We start from the raw sequence: 16,505 nt of genomic DNA, 5'->3' as shown, positions 1-16,505 counted from the left end.
CTAAGCGTTGCTATAAACTTACCTTTATCCTTATAGGCTGTTTCAAGCGCTTGTGCTGCTTCTTTACGGCTGGTTATATCACGGCCAAATGCAAGCAAACCTATGTAGTCACCTTGATCGTTTATAAACGGTAATTTACGCAGCTCAAACCAACGGTTTTCACCATTAACCATATATTCAACATCAATTGTCAGCGCTTGATGCGTTTGCTCTACTTGTTTATCGGTTCTGAGTACTTCTGCTAAAAAGTAGCTCGGGAAAATTTGCTCAACTGTTTTACCAATTAATTCTGCACTGGTTTTGCCCATAACCTCTTCAAACATTTTATTACAGCCGGCAAACACGCCGTTGTTATCTCGGTAATAAAATAAATCGGGGGAAGAGTCGACAATAGAGCGAAGGAGCATGCCTTGCTGAGCAAGTTCTTGTTGTGTTTTTTTACGCTCTGCTATTTCGCGGCGAAGCTCTTCAATGGCGCGATGCTTGGCATGAAAAGCCATTTTTCGCTCATCTATTTCAATGTTGAGGCGGTTGATATTATCTTTTAATGTTTGATTTAACAGCTTTTCTTGTTTTGTGGCGCTGTCTAAATAAGCGTATGAGGCATCTAATTGTCTAATCGAGTTGAGTAAAATACTGATCATAAAAGGAGATACAACCGCGGTAAAAAATACCACAGCTAAAATATCAACTAAATTAACCTCACCCAGTGCCACATAATAAAACATACTCGACAATATAAGCGACACGCCTAATAAAAGCGCGTAGCACATTGCCGCGGTTTTTAACTCACCAAAGCGAGTTATTAAACTAGAAAGTACTCGAGCCCAAGGGCTCAAAGAAGAATCGGTCATAGGTCAGTGTATCTCGTTACTAGGCACAAATAAAAAGTGCCTATTAATAGTCAAACGCATTTTGCAGCAGATTTTAGCATTTTTCTATTAGCTATATTCATGTTGTGCGACAAAAACAGAAAATTTTCATGTTTACTTTTGCCTACTTGTTAAACTCATCATTTCAGCAATAAATTATTTAGTGTAAAATGCTGCGCTTTATTATGACCAATAACGAGTAGCGCACATGCAAACCAACATGCCCGATATAGCTGATACGGCTCCCGCCTTACAAACAGGTAAGTTAGACTGGGTTGGTATGGGCGAAATAGAACTGCCATTTATTTTTGAATCGAAAGATTTAGCACCCGTTACCGTTAACGCAAAAGCGCGTGCCTTTGTTAATTTGCATAAAGAAGACGCTAAAGGCATTCATATGTCGCGTTTATTTTTAGCGCTTGATTTACTCTCAACAGAGCAACAAGTTAACCCACAAACTTTAGCTCAAGCACTCGATACCTTTATCACCAGCCACGAAGGATTAAGTGACAAAGCTCAAATAGAGTTTAAATTTGAATTACCGCTGCGTCGTAAATCGTTGTTAAGCGGTAAAGCAGGTTGGAAAAGCTACCCAATTACCCTAACCAGCACTATTGAAAATAGCGTAATTAGCTACGAGCTAAGCGTTGATGTTACTTATTCATCAACCTGTCCATGCTCTGCAGCACTTGCTCGCCAACTTATTCAAAATGCTTTTAGCGAAAAGTTTAACCAAGAAACACTTAATCAAAAAGATGTTTTAGCATGGCTAGGTACAACGCAGGGTATTGTGGCAACGCCTCACTCACAGCGTTCAATTGCAAACGTTAAAGTAAAACTAGATAACACGATTAGTGAATTTGACGTAGTAAATTTAATTGATACATTAGAAGCTGAACTAAAAACCCCCGTACAAGCGGCAGTAAAACGTGAAGATGAGCAAGAATTTGCCCGCCTTAACGGTCAAAATTTAATGTTTTGTGAAGACGCTGCACGTAAAATTAAAGCGGTTTTTGAAAACGATAACTTTAGTGATTACTGGCTGCAAATTAATCATTACGAATCACTCCATGCGCATGATGCAGTCGCGATTGCCGTTAAAGGAATTGAGGGCGGTTACAAAGCCTAACAGCCCTGCTGCATTAATAATAAATACATACGGTAATTAGCTATAACAACCAATTTTTAGGCACGTAAATTGCTTTATTTAAGCAGTGTCAATTTGTTGTTATGGAGTTACCGTATGGAATTCGCTTTATTATCAATTTTAGTATTAGTGGTTGGGGCCTCTGTGGTTGCGTCAAAATTTAGTGATGATGGCGGCAATCCCTATCCTTTTACCCGCAAACAAACTGTGTTTACACAGGTTGAGGGTGCATTTTTAAATCTTTTAGAGCGTGCGGTAGGCGATCAATACAAAATTGTGAGCCGCGTCAAACTCATCGATGTAATCGACTGCAAGCAAGGCCTCTCTGCTAAATCAAAACGTGCAGCTTTAGCTAAAGCTAAAAATAAGCAACTCGATTTTGTGCTGGTAGATAAAGAGAAAATGACGATAGTGGCTGCGGTCGATTTAGTTAACAACGCCAATAAAGATGGCCACAAAGCGCAGCGCGACTGGTTTGTAAACGGCGCTTTAGAATCTGCTGGCATTCCACATATTCGTATGAAAGTAAAATCAGGCTACCGCCCTTCAGAGGTGCGCGATGCAATTATGTTTAAATTAGGCAAACCTGCAGCGGTGCAATCGGCTCGTCCAACACGTAATCGTGTAAGTAAACCTGCGGTATTGTCACCTTCTCAGGCTAAAGCGCAAACCACTGCGTTAGCCGAAATTTAAAATAGAATTAAATACTCTCCTAAAAGTATTTAAAGCGAGCCGTAAAACAGCTCGCTTTTTTGTTTTTTATTGCTAACTTCACGTATAATCTACGTATTCAAACTCAGGAATCAAACACTATGAATGTTGGTATTATTGGCGCAATGGAGCCAGAAGTTAAAATTTTACGTGAAGCAATGCAAAACCCACAAGTGCTAACAAAAGCAGGGTTTACCTTTTACACAGGCGAATTAGCAGGTAATACAGTAACACTTGTGCAATCGGGTATTGGTAAAGTGGCATCAACGATTGCAACCACGTTATTAATTGATAACTTTAATCCTGATTGTGTTATTAACACAGGTTCTGCCGGTGGCTTTGATCCCTCTCTAAGTGTTGGCGATGTTGTTATCTCTTCAGAAGTACGCCATCACGATGTAGATGTAACCGCTTTTGGCTACGAAATCGGCCAAGTTCCACAAATGCCAGCAGGCTTTGCCGCACACCCAAAACTAGTTGAAGCTGCCGAGCAAACCATTGCGCAAATTAGCGAAGTAAAAACCTTAGTAGGCTTAATTTGTACGGGTGATTCATTTATGTGTGATCCAGTGCGAATTGATAAAGCACGTAGCGACTTTCCTACAATGCTTGCAGTAGAAATGGAAGGCGCATCTATTGCACAAACGTGTTTTGCGCTTAATACGCCATTTGTGGTTATTCGCTCTATGTCTGACATTGCCGGTAAAGAGTCGCCGCAATCGTTTGAAGAATACTTAGAGACTGCATCAATCAATTCATCAAAAATGGTTGTTGCACTATTGGAAAAACTAACAAAAGTTACGCTGTAAATGCTAAGCAATATTGTTCAAAACCATTTGGACTTTATTGCCTTTTTTGTGGCGCTCATTGCTGAGCGCTTTTTCCCGTTAAAAAGCTGGTATCACCCTAATACAGTATTAACCGCTGTATTTAGTGCTATAGGAAAACGGGTTTATAAACCAAGTGAGCCTAAAAGTTACCTTTATTTAGCATCCACTCTTGCCTGTGCGCTAGTTTTAAGCGTTATTCTTATTATTATTGTGTTACTGCTTGAATTTGCCTTTTATCCTGAGCTGCTCGCGGGCCTCATTTTATATTTGTGCCTAGAAAGCAAAGCGATTGAAAAAAAAGCCCTGCGTGTTGCAAAGTTAGTAAAACAAAACCAAAAATCTACCGCGCGTGAACTCGTAAAGCCACTGCTTGCCCGAGAGGTCAATAAGCTCTCAGCGCCTGGTATTATCAAAGCCTTAATTGAAAGCTTAATTTTACGAACTGCCCGTAATTACTTTACCGTTATATTTATATTTTTATTACTTGGGCCAATTGCCGCTTTAGCGTATCGGCTACTGACTTTAATGCAGCATGCTTGGCGCACCGATATTTCACCTAATAGCCACTTTTTAAAACCGCTTAAACTACTTTTGTTTATAATCGAATTTATCCCCGTACGCTTACTTGCATTAACCATTGCCGCAAGCAAAGCCAGTAAACAAAGTATGCATTACATAAAGCACTATGGCAGACACTTTTATCAAACAAATACAGGGTGGATTTTAAGTGTGTGCTCCGCCTCTATTGGCGTACAGCTAGGCGGCCCTGCGGTTTATTTTGGTAAGCGTTTTAATAAAATGCGAATTGGTACCGAGCGACTCCCAAAAGCCGAAGACGTCCCTGTGATCATAAATAGATTAAATCAAGCGCGTGCATTTTGGCTGTTAGTTATTATCAGTATTGAGATATTAAAGCTGATTTAGTGGTTTTTTAGCAGCCAAAATACGCGCACAAAAAAACCAGCCTAAGCTGGTTTTTTTAGTTTTAACTGCGCTTACGCTACAGTAATGTTGGCAAACTTACGTTTACCTACTTGGTAAATAGCGGTCGTGCCTTTTGCTACTTCAAGTTTTGTATCAGTGATTTTATCTTCACCGTTAAGTTTTACTGCACCTTGCTTAATCATGCGCATTGCTTCAGAAGTACTGGCTACTAAATTAGCTTCTTTAAGTAAGTTAGCAATTAAAATACCTTCTTCTGCAATCGTAATTGTCAGCTCAGGGATTTCATCAGGTAGCGCTTTTTTCTGAAAACGTTTGATAAAGTCATCGTGTGCGGCTTGCGCAGCTTCTTCACTGTGAAAACGTGCAATTAACTCTTTCGCCAGCTCAATCTTAATATCACGCGGGTTAGTGCCCTGCTCTACGCGTTGTTTTTGCGCTGCAATTTCTTCGATTGATAAGCTGCTTAGTAAGTCGTAGTAGCGCCACATAAGCACGTCGCTAATCGACATTACTTTACCAAACATATCGTTTGGCGCATCAGTAATACCAATGTAATTACCAAGCGACTTAGACATTTTTTGAACGCCGTCAGTGCCTTCAAGCAATGGCATCATTAATACTGTTTGAGGCTTTTGACCTTCTACTTTTTGAAGCTCGCGACCCATTAAAAGGTTAAAGCGCTGATCAGTACCACCAAGCTCTACGTCTGACTCAAGTGCAACCGAATCCCAACCTTGTACAAGTGGATATAAAAATTCGTGAATTGCAATGGGTTGGCCGTTGCCGTAACGCTTTTTAAAGTCGTCACGCTCTAGCATACGCGCTACAGTTTGATTAGCTGCAAGTTTGATCATACCTGCGGCACCGAGGTTTTCCATCCATGAAGAGTTAAAGGCAACGGTGGTTTTAGCTGGGTCTAAAATCTTAAAAACTTGCTCTTTATAAGTCTCAGCATTGGCAAGTACATCTTCACGGGTCAGTGGTTTACGTGTTACATTTTTGCCTGTTGGATCGCCAATCATGCCGGTAAAGTCACCAATTAAGAAAATAACCTCATGACCTAAATCTTGAAAGGTTTTCATTTTATTAATTAGTACAGTGTGACCTAAATGTAGGTCTGGCGCGGTAGGATCGAAACCGGCTTTAATTTTTAACTTTTTGCCCGACTTTAGTTTTTCAACTAATTCGTCTTCAATTAATATCTCTTCTGCACCGCGTTTTATCTCTGCTAGAGCGGTTTGTAAATCCACTGTGTATTACTCCAAAATTCTGCCAACGAAGGGGCAACTAGATGACTTGCTACATAAGGGTTTAAAACAGATTTAAACCAAAAGCACTTATGTTGCTAACATAACAAATTTCTACCTAATTAAAACAATTTTTTATGCGAATAATGCAACTAAACTCAATAAGCTTAGTCTCACTGTGTTAGGCAATTAGAAATGGTGTTTAAACGCCGATTTTAGCGTACTTTAGAATCAGTTTAAATCGATAAACTTAAACAACTATAAATTGTCATTTTACTAACATTTGCGGGGCTTTTAGCTTTATTTACTAGTATTCGTACCTTATTACGTATATCCTGCATTAATATATATTTTATTTTCACGACAGCAGAAAAGGCACGTTATGGTTCACGTGGTTAACACGCTTCCCAAAAAACACAAATTGCTTATTCTAGGTTTGGTTTCTGCTATTGTTGGCTTAGCCTTTCTTCCTTCAGAAAAAGCGACTGCATCCAAAGACAATAGTGCAAATGCACTAGAAATTGGTAAGCGTTACGAGTTACAAGTTAAAGTTGAAGACAACGAAAAATTAACTGAATTAAATTCGCCAGAAGCAGCAGAAAAGCTGCCAGAATACGACTTAGTCGATCATCAAGTTAAAAACGGCGATAATTTAGCAATTATCTTCAAGCGTGCTGGCTTTTCAGCGCAAACGCTTCACAAGCTAATTAACACCAATGCTGAAACACGCAAACTAACTAAAATTCACCCAGGTGAAATACTTAGTTTTGCAACAGCAGAAAACGGTGATTTAGCTCAGCTTCGTTATGTTATTTCAAAAACAGATACTTTGTTTGTTACCTTAAATGACGAAGGTAATTACGACACATCAATAGATAGCAAAGAAATAGAAACACTGAGCAAAACAGCCGGTGGCGAAATTTCTAGCAGCTTTTGGACCTCAGCAATTGCTGCAGGCTTAAGCGAGCGCCAAATAATGAACTTTGCTGATATATTTGGTTGGGATGTGGATTTTGCCAACGATATTCGTAAGGGCGATCAGTTTGGGCTAATTTACGAGTCGCATTATGTTGATGGCGAGTTTATTGGCACTGGTAAAATTATTGCGGCAGAATTTATAAACCAAGGCCAGCGTTATGCGGCTATTCGCCATACCGACGGCAGCTTTTATACGCCTGAAGGGCGCAGCATGAAAAAAGCATTTTTACGTGCGCCGGTAAACTTTAAGTATATTAGCTCGAGCTTTAACCCACGTCGCTTACACCCAGTAACAGGGCAAGTAAGAGCGCACCGTGGTATTGATTACGCAGCACGTACAGGCACACCGGTTGTAGCTTCGGGTAACGGTAAAGTAATTAAAGCAGGTTACAGTAAGTACAATGGTAACTACGTATTTATAAGCCATGGCACACAGTACGTAACTAAGTACTTACACCTTAACAAAAAGCTTGTTAAAACAGGCCAAAAGGTTAAACAAGGTGACAAAATTGGTACTGTGGGTTCTACCGGCCGTGTAACAGGCGCGCACCTACACTACGAATTTTTAGTAAATGGTGTACACCGTAATCCTAAAACCGTTAAGTTACCTAAGTCTGAGCCATTACCACGCTCTGAACTTGCTAAGTTTAAACCTATTGCCGAAAACTTTATTGCACAGCTTGAACGCAATCGCGAATTACAGCTAGCTCTTAAGTAACGTATAAGTTATAGATACTAAAAAAGCCTTTGTAGGGTTAACCTACAAAGGCTTTTTTGTGTTTTTTATTAATTTATTAGTTCATTAATACATAAATTAGCTGTACGACTAAAGAAACCATAACCAGCGGCCAAATATATTTGCTGTATTTGGTTGCGCCATCCAACCCCATTTTACCTTGGTACTTTTCAAGCAAAGGTATCAGCACTACTAAGGCGACAAACAAGCAAATTAAAATAACAAATATATTCATTCCTAAACCTTAATTATGGTAATTCATGGCCTTTGGCGCTTACATACAATGCATACCAATGTTCGCGACTTAACGTAACATTTAGCGCACCGCATGACGCCGCAATACGCTCAACGTTCGTTGTGCCAATAATTGGCTGTATTAATGCAGGGTGGCGTAATAACCAAGCTAAAACAATTGCCTCAGGTGTTGTATCGTAAAGTGCAGCAAGCTTATTTACGAGTATGCTGGTATTTATATCGGCTTGCGATGCATTTGTTAAATCGCCCCCTGTGTATAGCCCTTGGCATAAACTTCCCCAGCTTTGTATTTGAATATCAAAGTGGCGGCAATACTCTACACTGCCCGGTGTAAAGTTAAGATCTTTTCCATCTGCATTACCTGCATAAACGCCTTCATCAACAAATTGGTGTTTTTGTAAACTTGCTTCAATTTGGTTAGCAACAATAGGCATATCTAAGGCATGTTGTAAAAAGTTCATTTGGTGCTGCTGCATGTTCGATACGGCAAAATTACGTACTTTACCGCTTTCTTGAAGGCAGCTAAATACTTGTGCAATTTCTTCTACTTCCATTAGCGGATCAGGGCGATGAAGCATAAGCACATCAAGGTAATCGGTGTTTAAACGTTTAAGTGAACCTTCAACTGACTCTTCAATCCACTTGGCCGAAAAATCGTAACGCTTAGGGCCTTTATCATCTTCAAAGCGTATACCGCATTTAGATTGAATATACATGTGCTCGCGCAGCTCTGGTCGCTCAGCTAGTGCTTGGCCAAATACCTGCTCGGCTTTGCCAAAGGTATAAATATCGGCGTGATCAAAAAAGTTAATGCCGCCAGCTATGGCTGCATCAATACACTCGTGAGTTTGCTTTAAGTGAGCCTTAGTAATGGCGTCTTTATTCCAACCGCCGCCTAGGCCCATACAGCCAAAAACGAGTCTACTAACATGAGGTAAATATTTTGCCAAAGGGGTGTGAAGCATGATGACTATCCTTATTAGTGTGCATAGCCCTCACTGTAAACAAAAACACGTCTGCAAACAAACTTTAATACGTGCAGTTTTATAGGCATAAAAAAAGCGCAGTAAACTGCGCTAATCGGTTGGATTAAATCCTAAATACTAGCCAACAAGCGCCAGTAATATACCTGCGGCTACGGCACTTCCTAGCACCCCAGCTACGTTTGGCCCCATAGCATGCATAAGTAAAAAGTTATGTGGGTTATTCTCAAGCCCAACTTTATTAACTACACGCGCCGCCATCGGTACTGCCGATACACCCGCAGCACCAATTAAAGGGTTAATAGGTGTTTTAGAAAGCTTGTTAAGGCCTTTTGCCATAAACACACCCGACGCTGTACCAATAGCAAATGCCAACGCACCGAGCACCAAAATACCAATAGTTTCTACAGTTAAAAACTGATCGGCCGCTAGTTTAGAGCCCACTGCCAAACCTAAAAATATCGTGGTTATATTAATAATTTCGTTTTGGGCACTGTTACTAAGCCTATCTACAACACCAGACTCACGCATTAAATTACCTAAACAGAACATACCTACCAGGGGAATAGCCGCTGGTAAAAACATAGCGGTTAAGCTCAGTACCATTAAAGGAAATACTATTTTCTCTTTTTTAGATACTTTGCGCAGCTCTGGCATTTTAATAGCACGCTCATCAGGTGTAGTTAATGCGCGCATAATAGGCGGCTGAATAATTGGCACTAACGCCATGTAAGAATAAGCAGCAACCGCAATGGCACCTAGTAAATCAGGGGCAAGCTTAGATGCTAAAAATATGGCTGTAGGGCCATCGGCACCACCAATAATGGCAATGGCTGAGGCATCTTGTAAGCTAAATTCAAAGCCAGGTACATAGTTTAATAAAATTGCCCCAAACAAGGTGGCAAAAATACCAAACTGCGCGGCTGCACCCAGTAACAACATACGCGGGTTGGCAATAAGCGCACTAAAATCAGTCAGCGCCCCTACTCCCATAAAAATTAATAAAGGGAAGATCCCCGTATCAATACCTACGTAATACACGTAATAAAGCAAACCACCTGGGTCAGAAAGCCCAGCAACCGGAATATTAGTCAGTATTGCACCAAAGCCAATCGGCAGCAGTAATAGGGGTTCAAAGTTTTTAGCAATGGCTAAAAACAACAACAAACACCCTACCGCAATCATTATTAAGCCAGGAAACGTAAAGTTAGCAATGCCGGTAGCATGCCAAAGGTTTAAAAGACCTTCCATTAAAGCTACTCCTACGCCATCGCTATAATTGCATCGCCCGTTGTCACAGCATCACCTTCAGACACTAAGACCTCAGCCACAGTACCTGAGTGCATTGCACGAACCTCGGTTTCCATTTTCATCGCTTCCATAATAACAACCACATCGCCTTCGTTTACGGCTTGGCCTGCTTTTACTTTTACTTTAAAAATATTACCTGCCAGTGGCGCATTCAGTGTTTCACCTGATGCAACCGATGCTGATTGTGGTAAGTGCTCTGAATCTTTTAGCGTTACCTCTTTAAGTTCGCCACCTTGCGCAACCACTACATCGTAAACTTTACCGTCAACTTTAACGCTGTATTGCTCAGCGCTAACACCTTTGTTATTTGCAGGTTTTGTTGCAGGCTTAGTGTTTGCATCATCAGCACTTGGCACTGCTTCAAAGGCATCTGGGTTGTTGCGATTTTTAATAAATTTAAGGCCAACCTGTGGGAATAATGCATAGGTAAGCACATCATCTATTTGCTCATCAGCAAGTGTTAAACCTTGTTCTTGCGCTTCTTTTTGCAGCTCTGCTTCAAGCGATGCAAGCTCTGGGGCTATATTATCTGCAGGACGACAGGTAATAACCTCGCTGCCATCAAGCACTCGCTCTTGCAGCTCTTTATTCATAGGTGCTGGTGTTAAACCATACTCGCCTTTTAAAACACCGGCGGTTTCTTTGGTAATTGTTTTATAACGCTCACCCGTAAGCACATTTAGTACTGCTTGTGTGCCTACAATTTGCGATGTTGGAGTAACTAGCGGAATAAAACCTAAATCTTCACGCACGCGTGGGATCTCAAGTAATACTTCATTTAGCTTATCTGCTGCGCCTTGCTCTTTCAGTTGGTTTTCCATGTTGGTTAACATGCCACCAGGTACTTGCGCGAGTAAAATACGGCCATCAACACCTTTAAGGCTCCCCTCAAAGGCAGCGTACTTTTTACGCACATCTCTAAAGTAAGCCGCTATTTCTTCTAGCTGGTTTAAATCTAATTCGGTATCGCGGGGCGTTCCTTCAACAATCGCTACAATGGTTTCTGTAGCTGAATGACCGTAAGTCATACTCATTGAAGAAATAGCGGTATCAAGCATATCAATGCCTGCATCAATGGCTTTTTGATATGTAGCAGTACTTAAACCTGTGGTTGCATGGCACTGCATAGCAATAGGGATAGAAACGGTTTCTTTTAGCCCTTTAATAAGTTGCTCTGCATCGTATGGTTTTAATAAGCCTGCCATATCTTTAATACAAATAGAGTGACAACCTAAATCCTCTAGCTGTTTTGCAAGGGTTAACCACATATCAAGGGTATGCACAGGGCTTACAGTATAAGAAATAGTACCTTGTGCGTGTGCTCCTACTTTTACAGCCGCTTTAATTGCCGTTTCTAAGTTACGTACATCGTTCATGGCGTCAAAAATACGAAATACATCTACACCATTTTTGTGGGCACGCTCTACAAACTTTTCTACCACGTCATCGGCATAGTGGCGGTAACCCAATAAATTTTGCCCGCGCAATAACATTTGCTGTTTAGTATTGGGCATTGCTTTTTTAAGGGCACGAATACGCTCCCACGGATCTTCACCTAAATAACGAATACACGAATCAAACGTAGCGCCGCCCCACGACTCAATAGACCAATAACCGGCATCATCAAGTTTGCTAGCAATAGGTAGCATGTCATCTAAGCGCATACGGGTTGCAAGTAAAGACTGATGAGCATCGCGTAAAACAAGTTCTGTTAATTTTAATTTAGCCATGTGTGCCTCTTATTTATTATTTGATTTGTACTGAGCAATGGCAGCACTAATAGCAGCGATGTGCTCGTTTGGCACACCTTGAGATTTTAAAGATGGTGATTTAACCGGTATTGCAACTTCAGCCTCGTCAAAACGAGCAACCAAGTTAGACATGAGTGACACAGCACCAATCAATATTGAAAGAAATACAAACACGCCCACCATGCCCGTCAGCATCAAGCTACCTGCGGTTGTGAGTACAGCTCCTATATCCATTTTTCTCCCCCTGCACTATATAGCGATATAAAAAACCGCTTTATTTAAATAATTATTCACCGAATGATAACAAAACTTTTAACTTTGTCCACCACCTGTCAATTGGTAAAACCAATTAAAATTAAACTAACATACAGCCACAATAGTTAACATAGCTAATACAGGGTTAAATTGGCTTCGATATAGATGATAAAAATAACCGTTATAGGCAAAGGTTATATGGTTAAACCCAAAACAACTTAAAAACCATAAAAAATAGTAAGTTAAACGGCAGGTAAAAAATCAGCTTGGGCTAAAATGTAAATTGGTCTTACCAAGGCTAGTAAAGCAGCGCGCAAAAAATATTTATTTTTTTACTCTCTTTACAATAGTGTGAATAAGTTACATCGTTAAACGTAAAACTTACCAATCCTAAATTTACAACCTTCGCTCAAAAAACCATAACACATTGAAAATTAATAAAATTAAACTCTGGCACGCAACTGGCATTATTACTTTCGAACGAATTTGATAACCAAGGAGAAAACAATGTTACGCTGGACAATTACATTTTTAGTTATTGCTTTAATCGCTGCAGTGTTAGGTTTTGGTGGTATCGCAGGTGCCGCAGCTGGTATAGCAAAAATTATATTCTTTATCTTTTTAGTACTTTTAGTGATTTCTTTAGTTTCAGGTGCGCTGCGCGGTAAATCGCCCAGGTAGCTACTAACATACTTAAAACACTAAACAATCAACATATACAAGGAATTACATTATGAACTCAACAACTTTAAAAGCAGCACTAATCGCCGTATTTGCAGGTTTCTTTATGATGGGTTGTGAAGACAACCACGCAGAAGAAGCAGGTGAGCGTATTGATGAAGCAGTAACTGACGTGCAAAACTCTGTTGAAGATGCATGTGAAAATGTAAAAGAAGGCGTTAACGCAGAAGAAACTAACTGTTAATCTGTTTGGTAACGTAAAAAACGGCTTTTAATAAGCCGTTTTTTTGTGCGCTAATAAAAAGCGGCTTCTAACTCTTATAATGCATAGCCTACATTAACGGGTGTGATTTTTACGCTAGCTTGTTAAAATAGCGAAAACTATTACTTATTAGCAATTATGGCACTGACCACCACTTACACACTCGATAAACCCTACTACTACGAATGCTTTGACGAGTCCCACTCTTATAGTAAAGCAGCCAAGCCAAAGTATTTTTTGCTGGCATTACTGGTGTGCTTAGGTTTAATTAGTATTTACGCTATGGACGATCATTACCTAGGTACATTTTTAATAATGCTGGGTGTATTAGAATGCGTTGCCTTTTATTACCGCAGGCCTTGGTGGGTTACGCGCCAAATGTTTAGTCGTGCTTCGGGCTCAACGGTTACTCTTTCATTTACCGATGAAGCTATTAGCACCGAAAACCACTATAAAAGCCATACATTTAAGTGGGCAGAAATAACCCATATTATTAAAACCAACCACGGCTACTTAGTGCACCATAATAAAGGTATGCAATATATTTCTAGTAGTGTATTAACCGATGAAATGCGCGATTTTATAAACAAAAAAGCCACTCAGTGAGTGGCTTTTGGTATAGCTAAGTGCATTACTCAGCTAAGTATACGTGTTGATTAAGCATTGCCCGGATTAGGGTTAGACTTTTCAGCTTGTATACGCATGTAAATCTCTTCACGATGCACTGAAACGTCTTTAGGTGCGTTAACACCAATTCGAACTTGATTTCCTTTAACACCTAATACAGTAACAGTTACTTCGTCACCAATCATTAGGGTTTCACCTACTCTACGAGTTAGTATTAGCATTCTCTTGCTCCCATGTTCCAATAAATTATAAGATTCCGCTTGACCATTTTAATGAAAAATTGATTGAAAAGTAAGTAAAAACTCCCAAACTATCCATTTTCTGTTAAAAATTCTGAGTGTAACGCTCTTACTGCTAGTTCTAAATACTTCTCGTCAATTAAAACCGATACCTTGATTTCAGACGTCGATACTAAAACTATGTGTATGCCTTCTTGCGCCAATGCATCAAAAAATTGATGCGCTACACCACTGTGAGACTTCATTCCTATGCCAACAGCCGACACTTTTGCAACTGTTGTATCACTAGAAATGCTATCAGCCTGCAGATTTACCTGTTGTTGAGTTAGTAAATCGTGTGCTTGCAAATAGTCATTTGAATGCACAGTAAAAGCATAGTCTATTTTTTCAAAGTTATGATTAACTTGACTAATCATATCTATTTCGATGCCATTTTCTGCAAAAAGTTTCAAAATTTTTGTAAGAGAATGAACACAGTATGGTACGCCATGTACCTTTATCAAGCATTCGTCACGATTAAACGCAATCCCCGACACAACCTTAGTTGGCATATCGCTCTCCTCAAAACTTATTAGCGTTCCTTCATCGGGCTCAAAACTCGAAAGCACCCTTAGCGGCATTTTATGATTACCAGCCGACTCAACAGCACGAATATGCAATACTTTTGCGCCTAAGCTTGCCAGCTCTAGCATTTCGGCAAACGTTACATGGCGCATTCGCTGTGCGTTTGGTTCTACACGAGGATCAGTAGTGTATACGCCATCAACGTCGGTATAGATCTGACATTCATCGGCTTTTATTGCCGCGGCTATCTCTACCGCAGAGGTATCGGTGCCGCCACGTCCAAGGGTTGTAATATTGCCCTCTACATCGCGCCCCTGAAAACCGGCAATAATCGCAACCCGATTATGCTCAAGCTCATGCTTTAAACGCGTCGCGGCAACCTCTTCAATACGGGCTTTACCAAACATGTTATCGGTTTGAATATTAACCTGATCGGCTAGTAGGCTTACAGCCGAATGGCCACGTTTTATAATAGCCATAGCAAGGAGCGAAACAGAAACCTGTTCTCCAGTGCTAATAAGTACGTCTAATTCTCGGCTACTCGGGCGAGTATCTATTTGCTTGGCGAGGTTAATTAAGCGGTTGGTTTCTCCCGACATGGCCGAAAGAACCACAACCACTTGATGACCTTGCTGCTTAGTTTTAACAACAAGGTCGGCGACCGCTTCTATTCGCTCAATAGAGCCAACCGAAGTGCCGCCAAACTTTTGGACAATAAGTGCCACGTAAGCTTAAACTTTCTCACTTACCCAGGCAGTCACGCTTTCAAGCGCGGCGTTTAGGTTTTCAGGCTGTGAACCACCCGCTTGTGCCATATCTGGACGTCCGCCCCCTTTGCCGCCTACTTGGCCTGCCATGTGGTTTACAAGCTCACCGGCTTTAATTTTACCGGTTAAATCTTTCGTTACACCGGCAATTAGGCTTACTTTTTCGCCGCTGGCAACACCCAGTGCAATAACACCTGAGCCAATCTTGTTTTTAAGGTCGTCAACCATACCACGAAGCGCTTTAGATTCAGTTCCTTCAACGTTTGCCACTAGTAGCTTAACGCCATTAATTTCAACAATCGAATCAAGTAAAGACGCACCCGCTGCACTGGCTAGCTTATCGTTAAGCTGTGCAATTTGCTTTTCAAGGCCTTTAGACTTTTCAAGAAGCGCAGTTACTTTTTCAAGTACCGATGCGCTATCACCTTTTACCAGCGCCGCTACATCGTTTAGCTGTTTTTCTTGCTCGCTTACATACGCCACTGCATCTGCGCCTGTTACAGCTTCAATACGGCGTACGCCTGCAGCAATACCGCTTTCAGATACAATTTTAAATAAGCCAATATCACCCGCGCGCTCTACGTGCGTACCGCCACACAGTTCAATTGAGTAATCGCCAATGGTTACTACGCGTACTTCATCGTCGTACTTTTCGCCAAACAGCGCCATTGCCCCTTTTGCTTTAGCGTCATCAATCGCCATAAGCTCAGTGTTTAGGGCAAAGTTACGACGAATTTCATCGTTAACTACACGCTCAATTTCACGTAGCTCGTCTTTAGTAACCGCTTCAAAGTGTGAGAAGTCAAAACGTAAACGCTCAGGCTCAACCAGCGAGCCTTTTTGGCTTACGTGTTCACCTAATAGTTGGCGCAGTGCTTCGTGTAAAATATGCGTAGCTGTGTGATTTTTCTTAATGCGTTCACGGCGTGCATCATCAATAGTGGCATCTACTTTATCGTTAACCGCAATGCGCCCTTGTACGCTACCGTGGTGCGCAAACGCATTACCCAGCTTAGTAGTGTTAGTCACTGTAAACTCGCCACCTGCAACAGTAATGGTACCGGTATCGCCTGTTTGGCCACCAGATTCTGCATAAAATGGCGTATGGTTAAGTACCACAATGCCTTGTTGGCCATCTTCTAAAATAGAAACCGACTCACCATTTGCAAACACTTCTACTACTGTAGCGCTATGATGTGTGCTGTCGTAGCCTTTAAACTCAGTGTGTTTTTCTGACTTTAATTGCTCGTTGTAATCGGCACCAAATTTACCAGCTTGCTGCGCTGTTTTACGCTGTACAGCCATGCACTCTTCAAAGCCTGCATGGTCTATTGTCATTTGGCG

18 protein-coding genes are annotated in these 16,505 nt (G+C 40.9%); 8 read left to right on the top strand and 10 right to left on the bottom strand.

Annotated features, from left to right (window positions below; translation table 11 throughout):
- Nucleotides 1-854, bottom strand: an 854-nt coding sequence (locus B2R65_RS18025) for a PAS domain-containing protein (protein ID WP_286744967.1), incomplete at its 3' end; no start/stop codon positions are given.
- Nucleotides 855-1,080: 226 nt separating this feature from the next.
- On the opposite strand from B2R65_RS18025, the gene folE2 reads away from it, so the two are divergent.
- The 4 genes from folE2 (at nt 1,081) to B2R65_RS18005 (ending at nt 4,484) form a co-directional block, all read left to right on the top strand.
- Entirely contained in the window at nt 1,081-2,001 is a 921-nt protein-coding gene (folE2, locus tag B2R65_RS18020) for a GTP cyclohydrolase FolE2 (protein WP_286744966.1), read from the top strand.
- 114 nt (nt 2,002-2,115) lie between these two features.
- Nucleotides 2,116-2,712, top strand: a complete 597-nt coding sequence (locus tag B2R65_RS18015; protein WP_024031608.1) for a DUF2726 domain-containing protein — start codon at nt 2,116-2,118, stop codon at nt 2,710-2,712.
- Nucleotides 2,713-2,831: 119 nt separating this feature from the next.
- Complete coding sequence (mtnN, locus tag B2R65_RS18010) at nt 2,832-3,539, top strand: 5'-methylthioadenosine/S-adenosylhomocysteine nucleosidase (RefSeq protein ID WP_004587526.1); 708 nt, start codon at nt 2,832-2,834, stop codon at nt 3,537-3,539.
- Nucleotides 3,540-4,484 carry a cobalamin biosynthesis protein CobD/CbiB gene (locus B2R65_RS18005; protein ID WP_256846059.1) on the top strand — a complete coding sequence of 315 codons (945 nt, stop codon included), beginning with the start codon at nt 3,540-3,542 and terminating at the stop codon, nt 4,482-4,484. It abuts the gene before it with no gap.
- A gap of 71 nt (nt 4,485-4,555) precedes the next feature.
- Here B2R65_RS18005 and tyrS read toward each other — a convergent pair whose 3' ends face one another.
- Entirely contained in the window at nt 4,556-5,755 is a 1,200-nt protein-coding gene (gene tyrS, locus B2R65_RS18000; protein ID WP_055254812.1) for a tyrosine--tRNA ligase, read from the bottom strand.
- 379 nt (nt 5,756-6,134) lie between these two features.
- Here tyrS and B2R65_RS17995 point away from each other — a divergent pair, with 379 nt between their 5' ends.
- Entirely contained in the window at nt 6,135-7,448 is a 1,314-nt protein-coding gene (locus B2R65_RS17995; RefSeq protein ID WP_004587523.1) for a peptidoglycan DD-metalloendopeptidase family protein, read from the top strand.
- A gap of 76 nt (nt 7,449-7,524) precedes the next feature.
- Here B2R65_RS17995 and B2R65_RS17990 read toward each other — a convergent pair whose 3' ends face one another.
- From B2R65_RS17990 to B2R65_RS17970, 5 genes are all read right to left on the bottom strand, one after another.
- On the bottom strand, nt 7,525-7,701 hold the full coding sequence (locus B2R65_RS17990; protein WP_167381751.1) for a hypothetical protein: 177 nt from the start codon (nt 7,699-7,701) through the stop codon (nt 7,525-7,527).
- 13 nt (nt 7,702-7,714) lie between these two features.
- The gene (locus tag B2R65_RS17985) at nt 7,715-8,686 is read right to left on the bottom strand and encodes an aldo/keto reductase (RefSeq protein ID WP_004587521.1); all 972 of its coding nucleotides are present in this window, start codon (nt 8,684-8,686) and stop codon (nt 7,715-7,717) included.
- A 138-nt stretch (nt 8,687-8,824) separates the two neighbouring features.
- Nucleotides 8,825-9,955, bottom strand: a complete 1,131-nt coding sequence (locus B2R65_RS17980) for a sodium ion-translocating decarboxylase subunit beta (protein ID WP_004587520.1) — start codon at nt 9,953-9,955, stop codon at nt 8,825-8,827.
- Nucleotides 9,956-9,966: 11 nt separating this feature from the next.
- Nucleotides 9,967-11,745 carry a sodium-extruding oxaloacetate decarboxylase subunit alpha gene (oadA, locus tag B2R65_RS17975; RefSeq protein WP_096042239.1) on the bottom strand — a complete coding sequence of 593 codons (1,779 nt, stop codon included), beginning with the start codon at nt 11,743-11,745 and terminating at the stop codon, nt 9,967-9,969.
- A 9-nt stretch (nt 11,746-11,754) separates the two neighbouring features.
- Nucleotides 11,755-12,000 carry an OadG family protein gene (locus tag B2R65_RS17970; protein WP_024031602.1) on the bottom strand — a complete coding sequence of 82 codons (246 nt, stop codon included), beginning with the start codon at nt 11,998-12,000 and terminating at the stop codon, nt 11,755-11,757.
- 528 nt (nt 12,001-12,528) lie between these two features.
- Between B2R65_RS17970 and B2R65_RS17965 the strand changes: the two genes are divergently transcribed.
- The 3 genes from B2R65_RS17965 (at nt 12,529) to B2R65_RS17955 (ending at nt 13,570) form a co-directional block, all read left to right on the top strand.
- Nucleotides 12,529-12,702 carry a DUF1328 domain-containing protein gene (locus B2R65_RS17965; protein WP_002961939.1) on the top strand — a complete coding sequence of 58 codons (174 nt, stop codon included), beginning with the start codon at nt 12,529-12,531 and terminating at the stop codon, nt 12,700-12,702.
- A 52-nt stretch (nt 12,703-12,754) separates the two neighbouring features.
- A complete protein-coding gene (locus B2R65_RS17960; protein WP_004587517.1) occupies nt 12,755-12,946 on the top strand; it encodes a hypothetical protein in 192 nt (63 codons plus the stop codon).
- Between the two features lie 156 nt (nt 12,947-13,102).
- A complete protein-coding gene (locus B2R65_RS17955; RefSeq protein WP_286744938.1) occupies nt 13,103-13,570 on the top strand; it encodes a YcxB family protein in 468 nt (155 codons plus the stop codon).
- A gap of 50 nt (nt 13,571-13,620) precedes the next feature.
- Here B2R65_RS17955 and csrA read toward each other — a convergent pair whose 3' ends face one another.
- The 3 genes from csrA to alaS all read right to left on the bottom strand — a co-directional run.
- On the bottom strand, nt 13,621-13,812 hold the full coding sequence (gene csrA, locus B2R65_RS17950) for a carbon storage regulator CsrA (RefSeq protein ID WP_004587515.1): 192 nt from the start codon (nt 13,810-13,812) through the stop codon (nt 13,621-13,623).
- A gap of 89 nt (nt 13,813-13,901) precedes the next feature.
- Entirely contained in the window at nt 13,902-15,119 is a 1,218-nt protein-coding gene (locus tag B2R65_RS17945) for an aspartate kinase (protein ID WP_024031600.1), read from the bottom strand.
- Between the two features lie 6 nt (nt 15,120-15,125).
- A partial coding sequence (gene alaS / locus B2R65_RS17940) for an alanine--tRNA ligase (RefSeq protein ID WP_286744921.1) occupies nt 15,126-16,505 on the bottom strand: 1,380 nt, incomplete at its 5' end.

This window comes from Pseudoalteromonas sp. UBA2102, assembly GCF_002331165.1.
Lineage (GTDB): Bacteria > Pseudomonadota > Gammaproteobacteria > Enterobacterales > Alteromonadaceae > Pseudoalteromonas > Pseudoalteromonas atlantica.
This window is presented reverse-complemented; position numbering and strand designations above follow the sequence as displayed.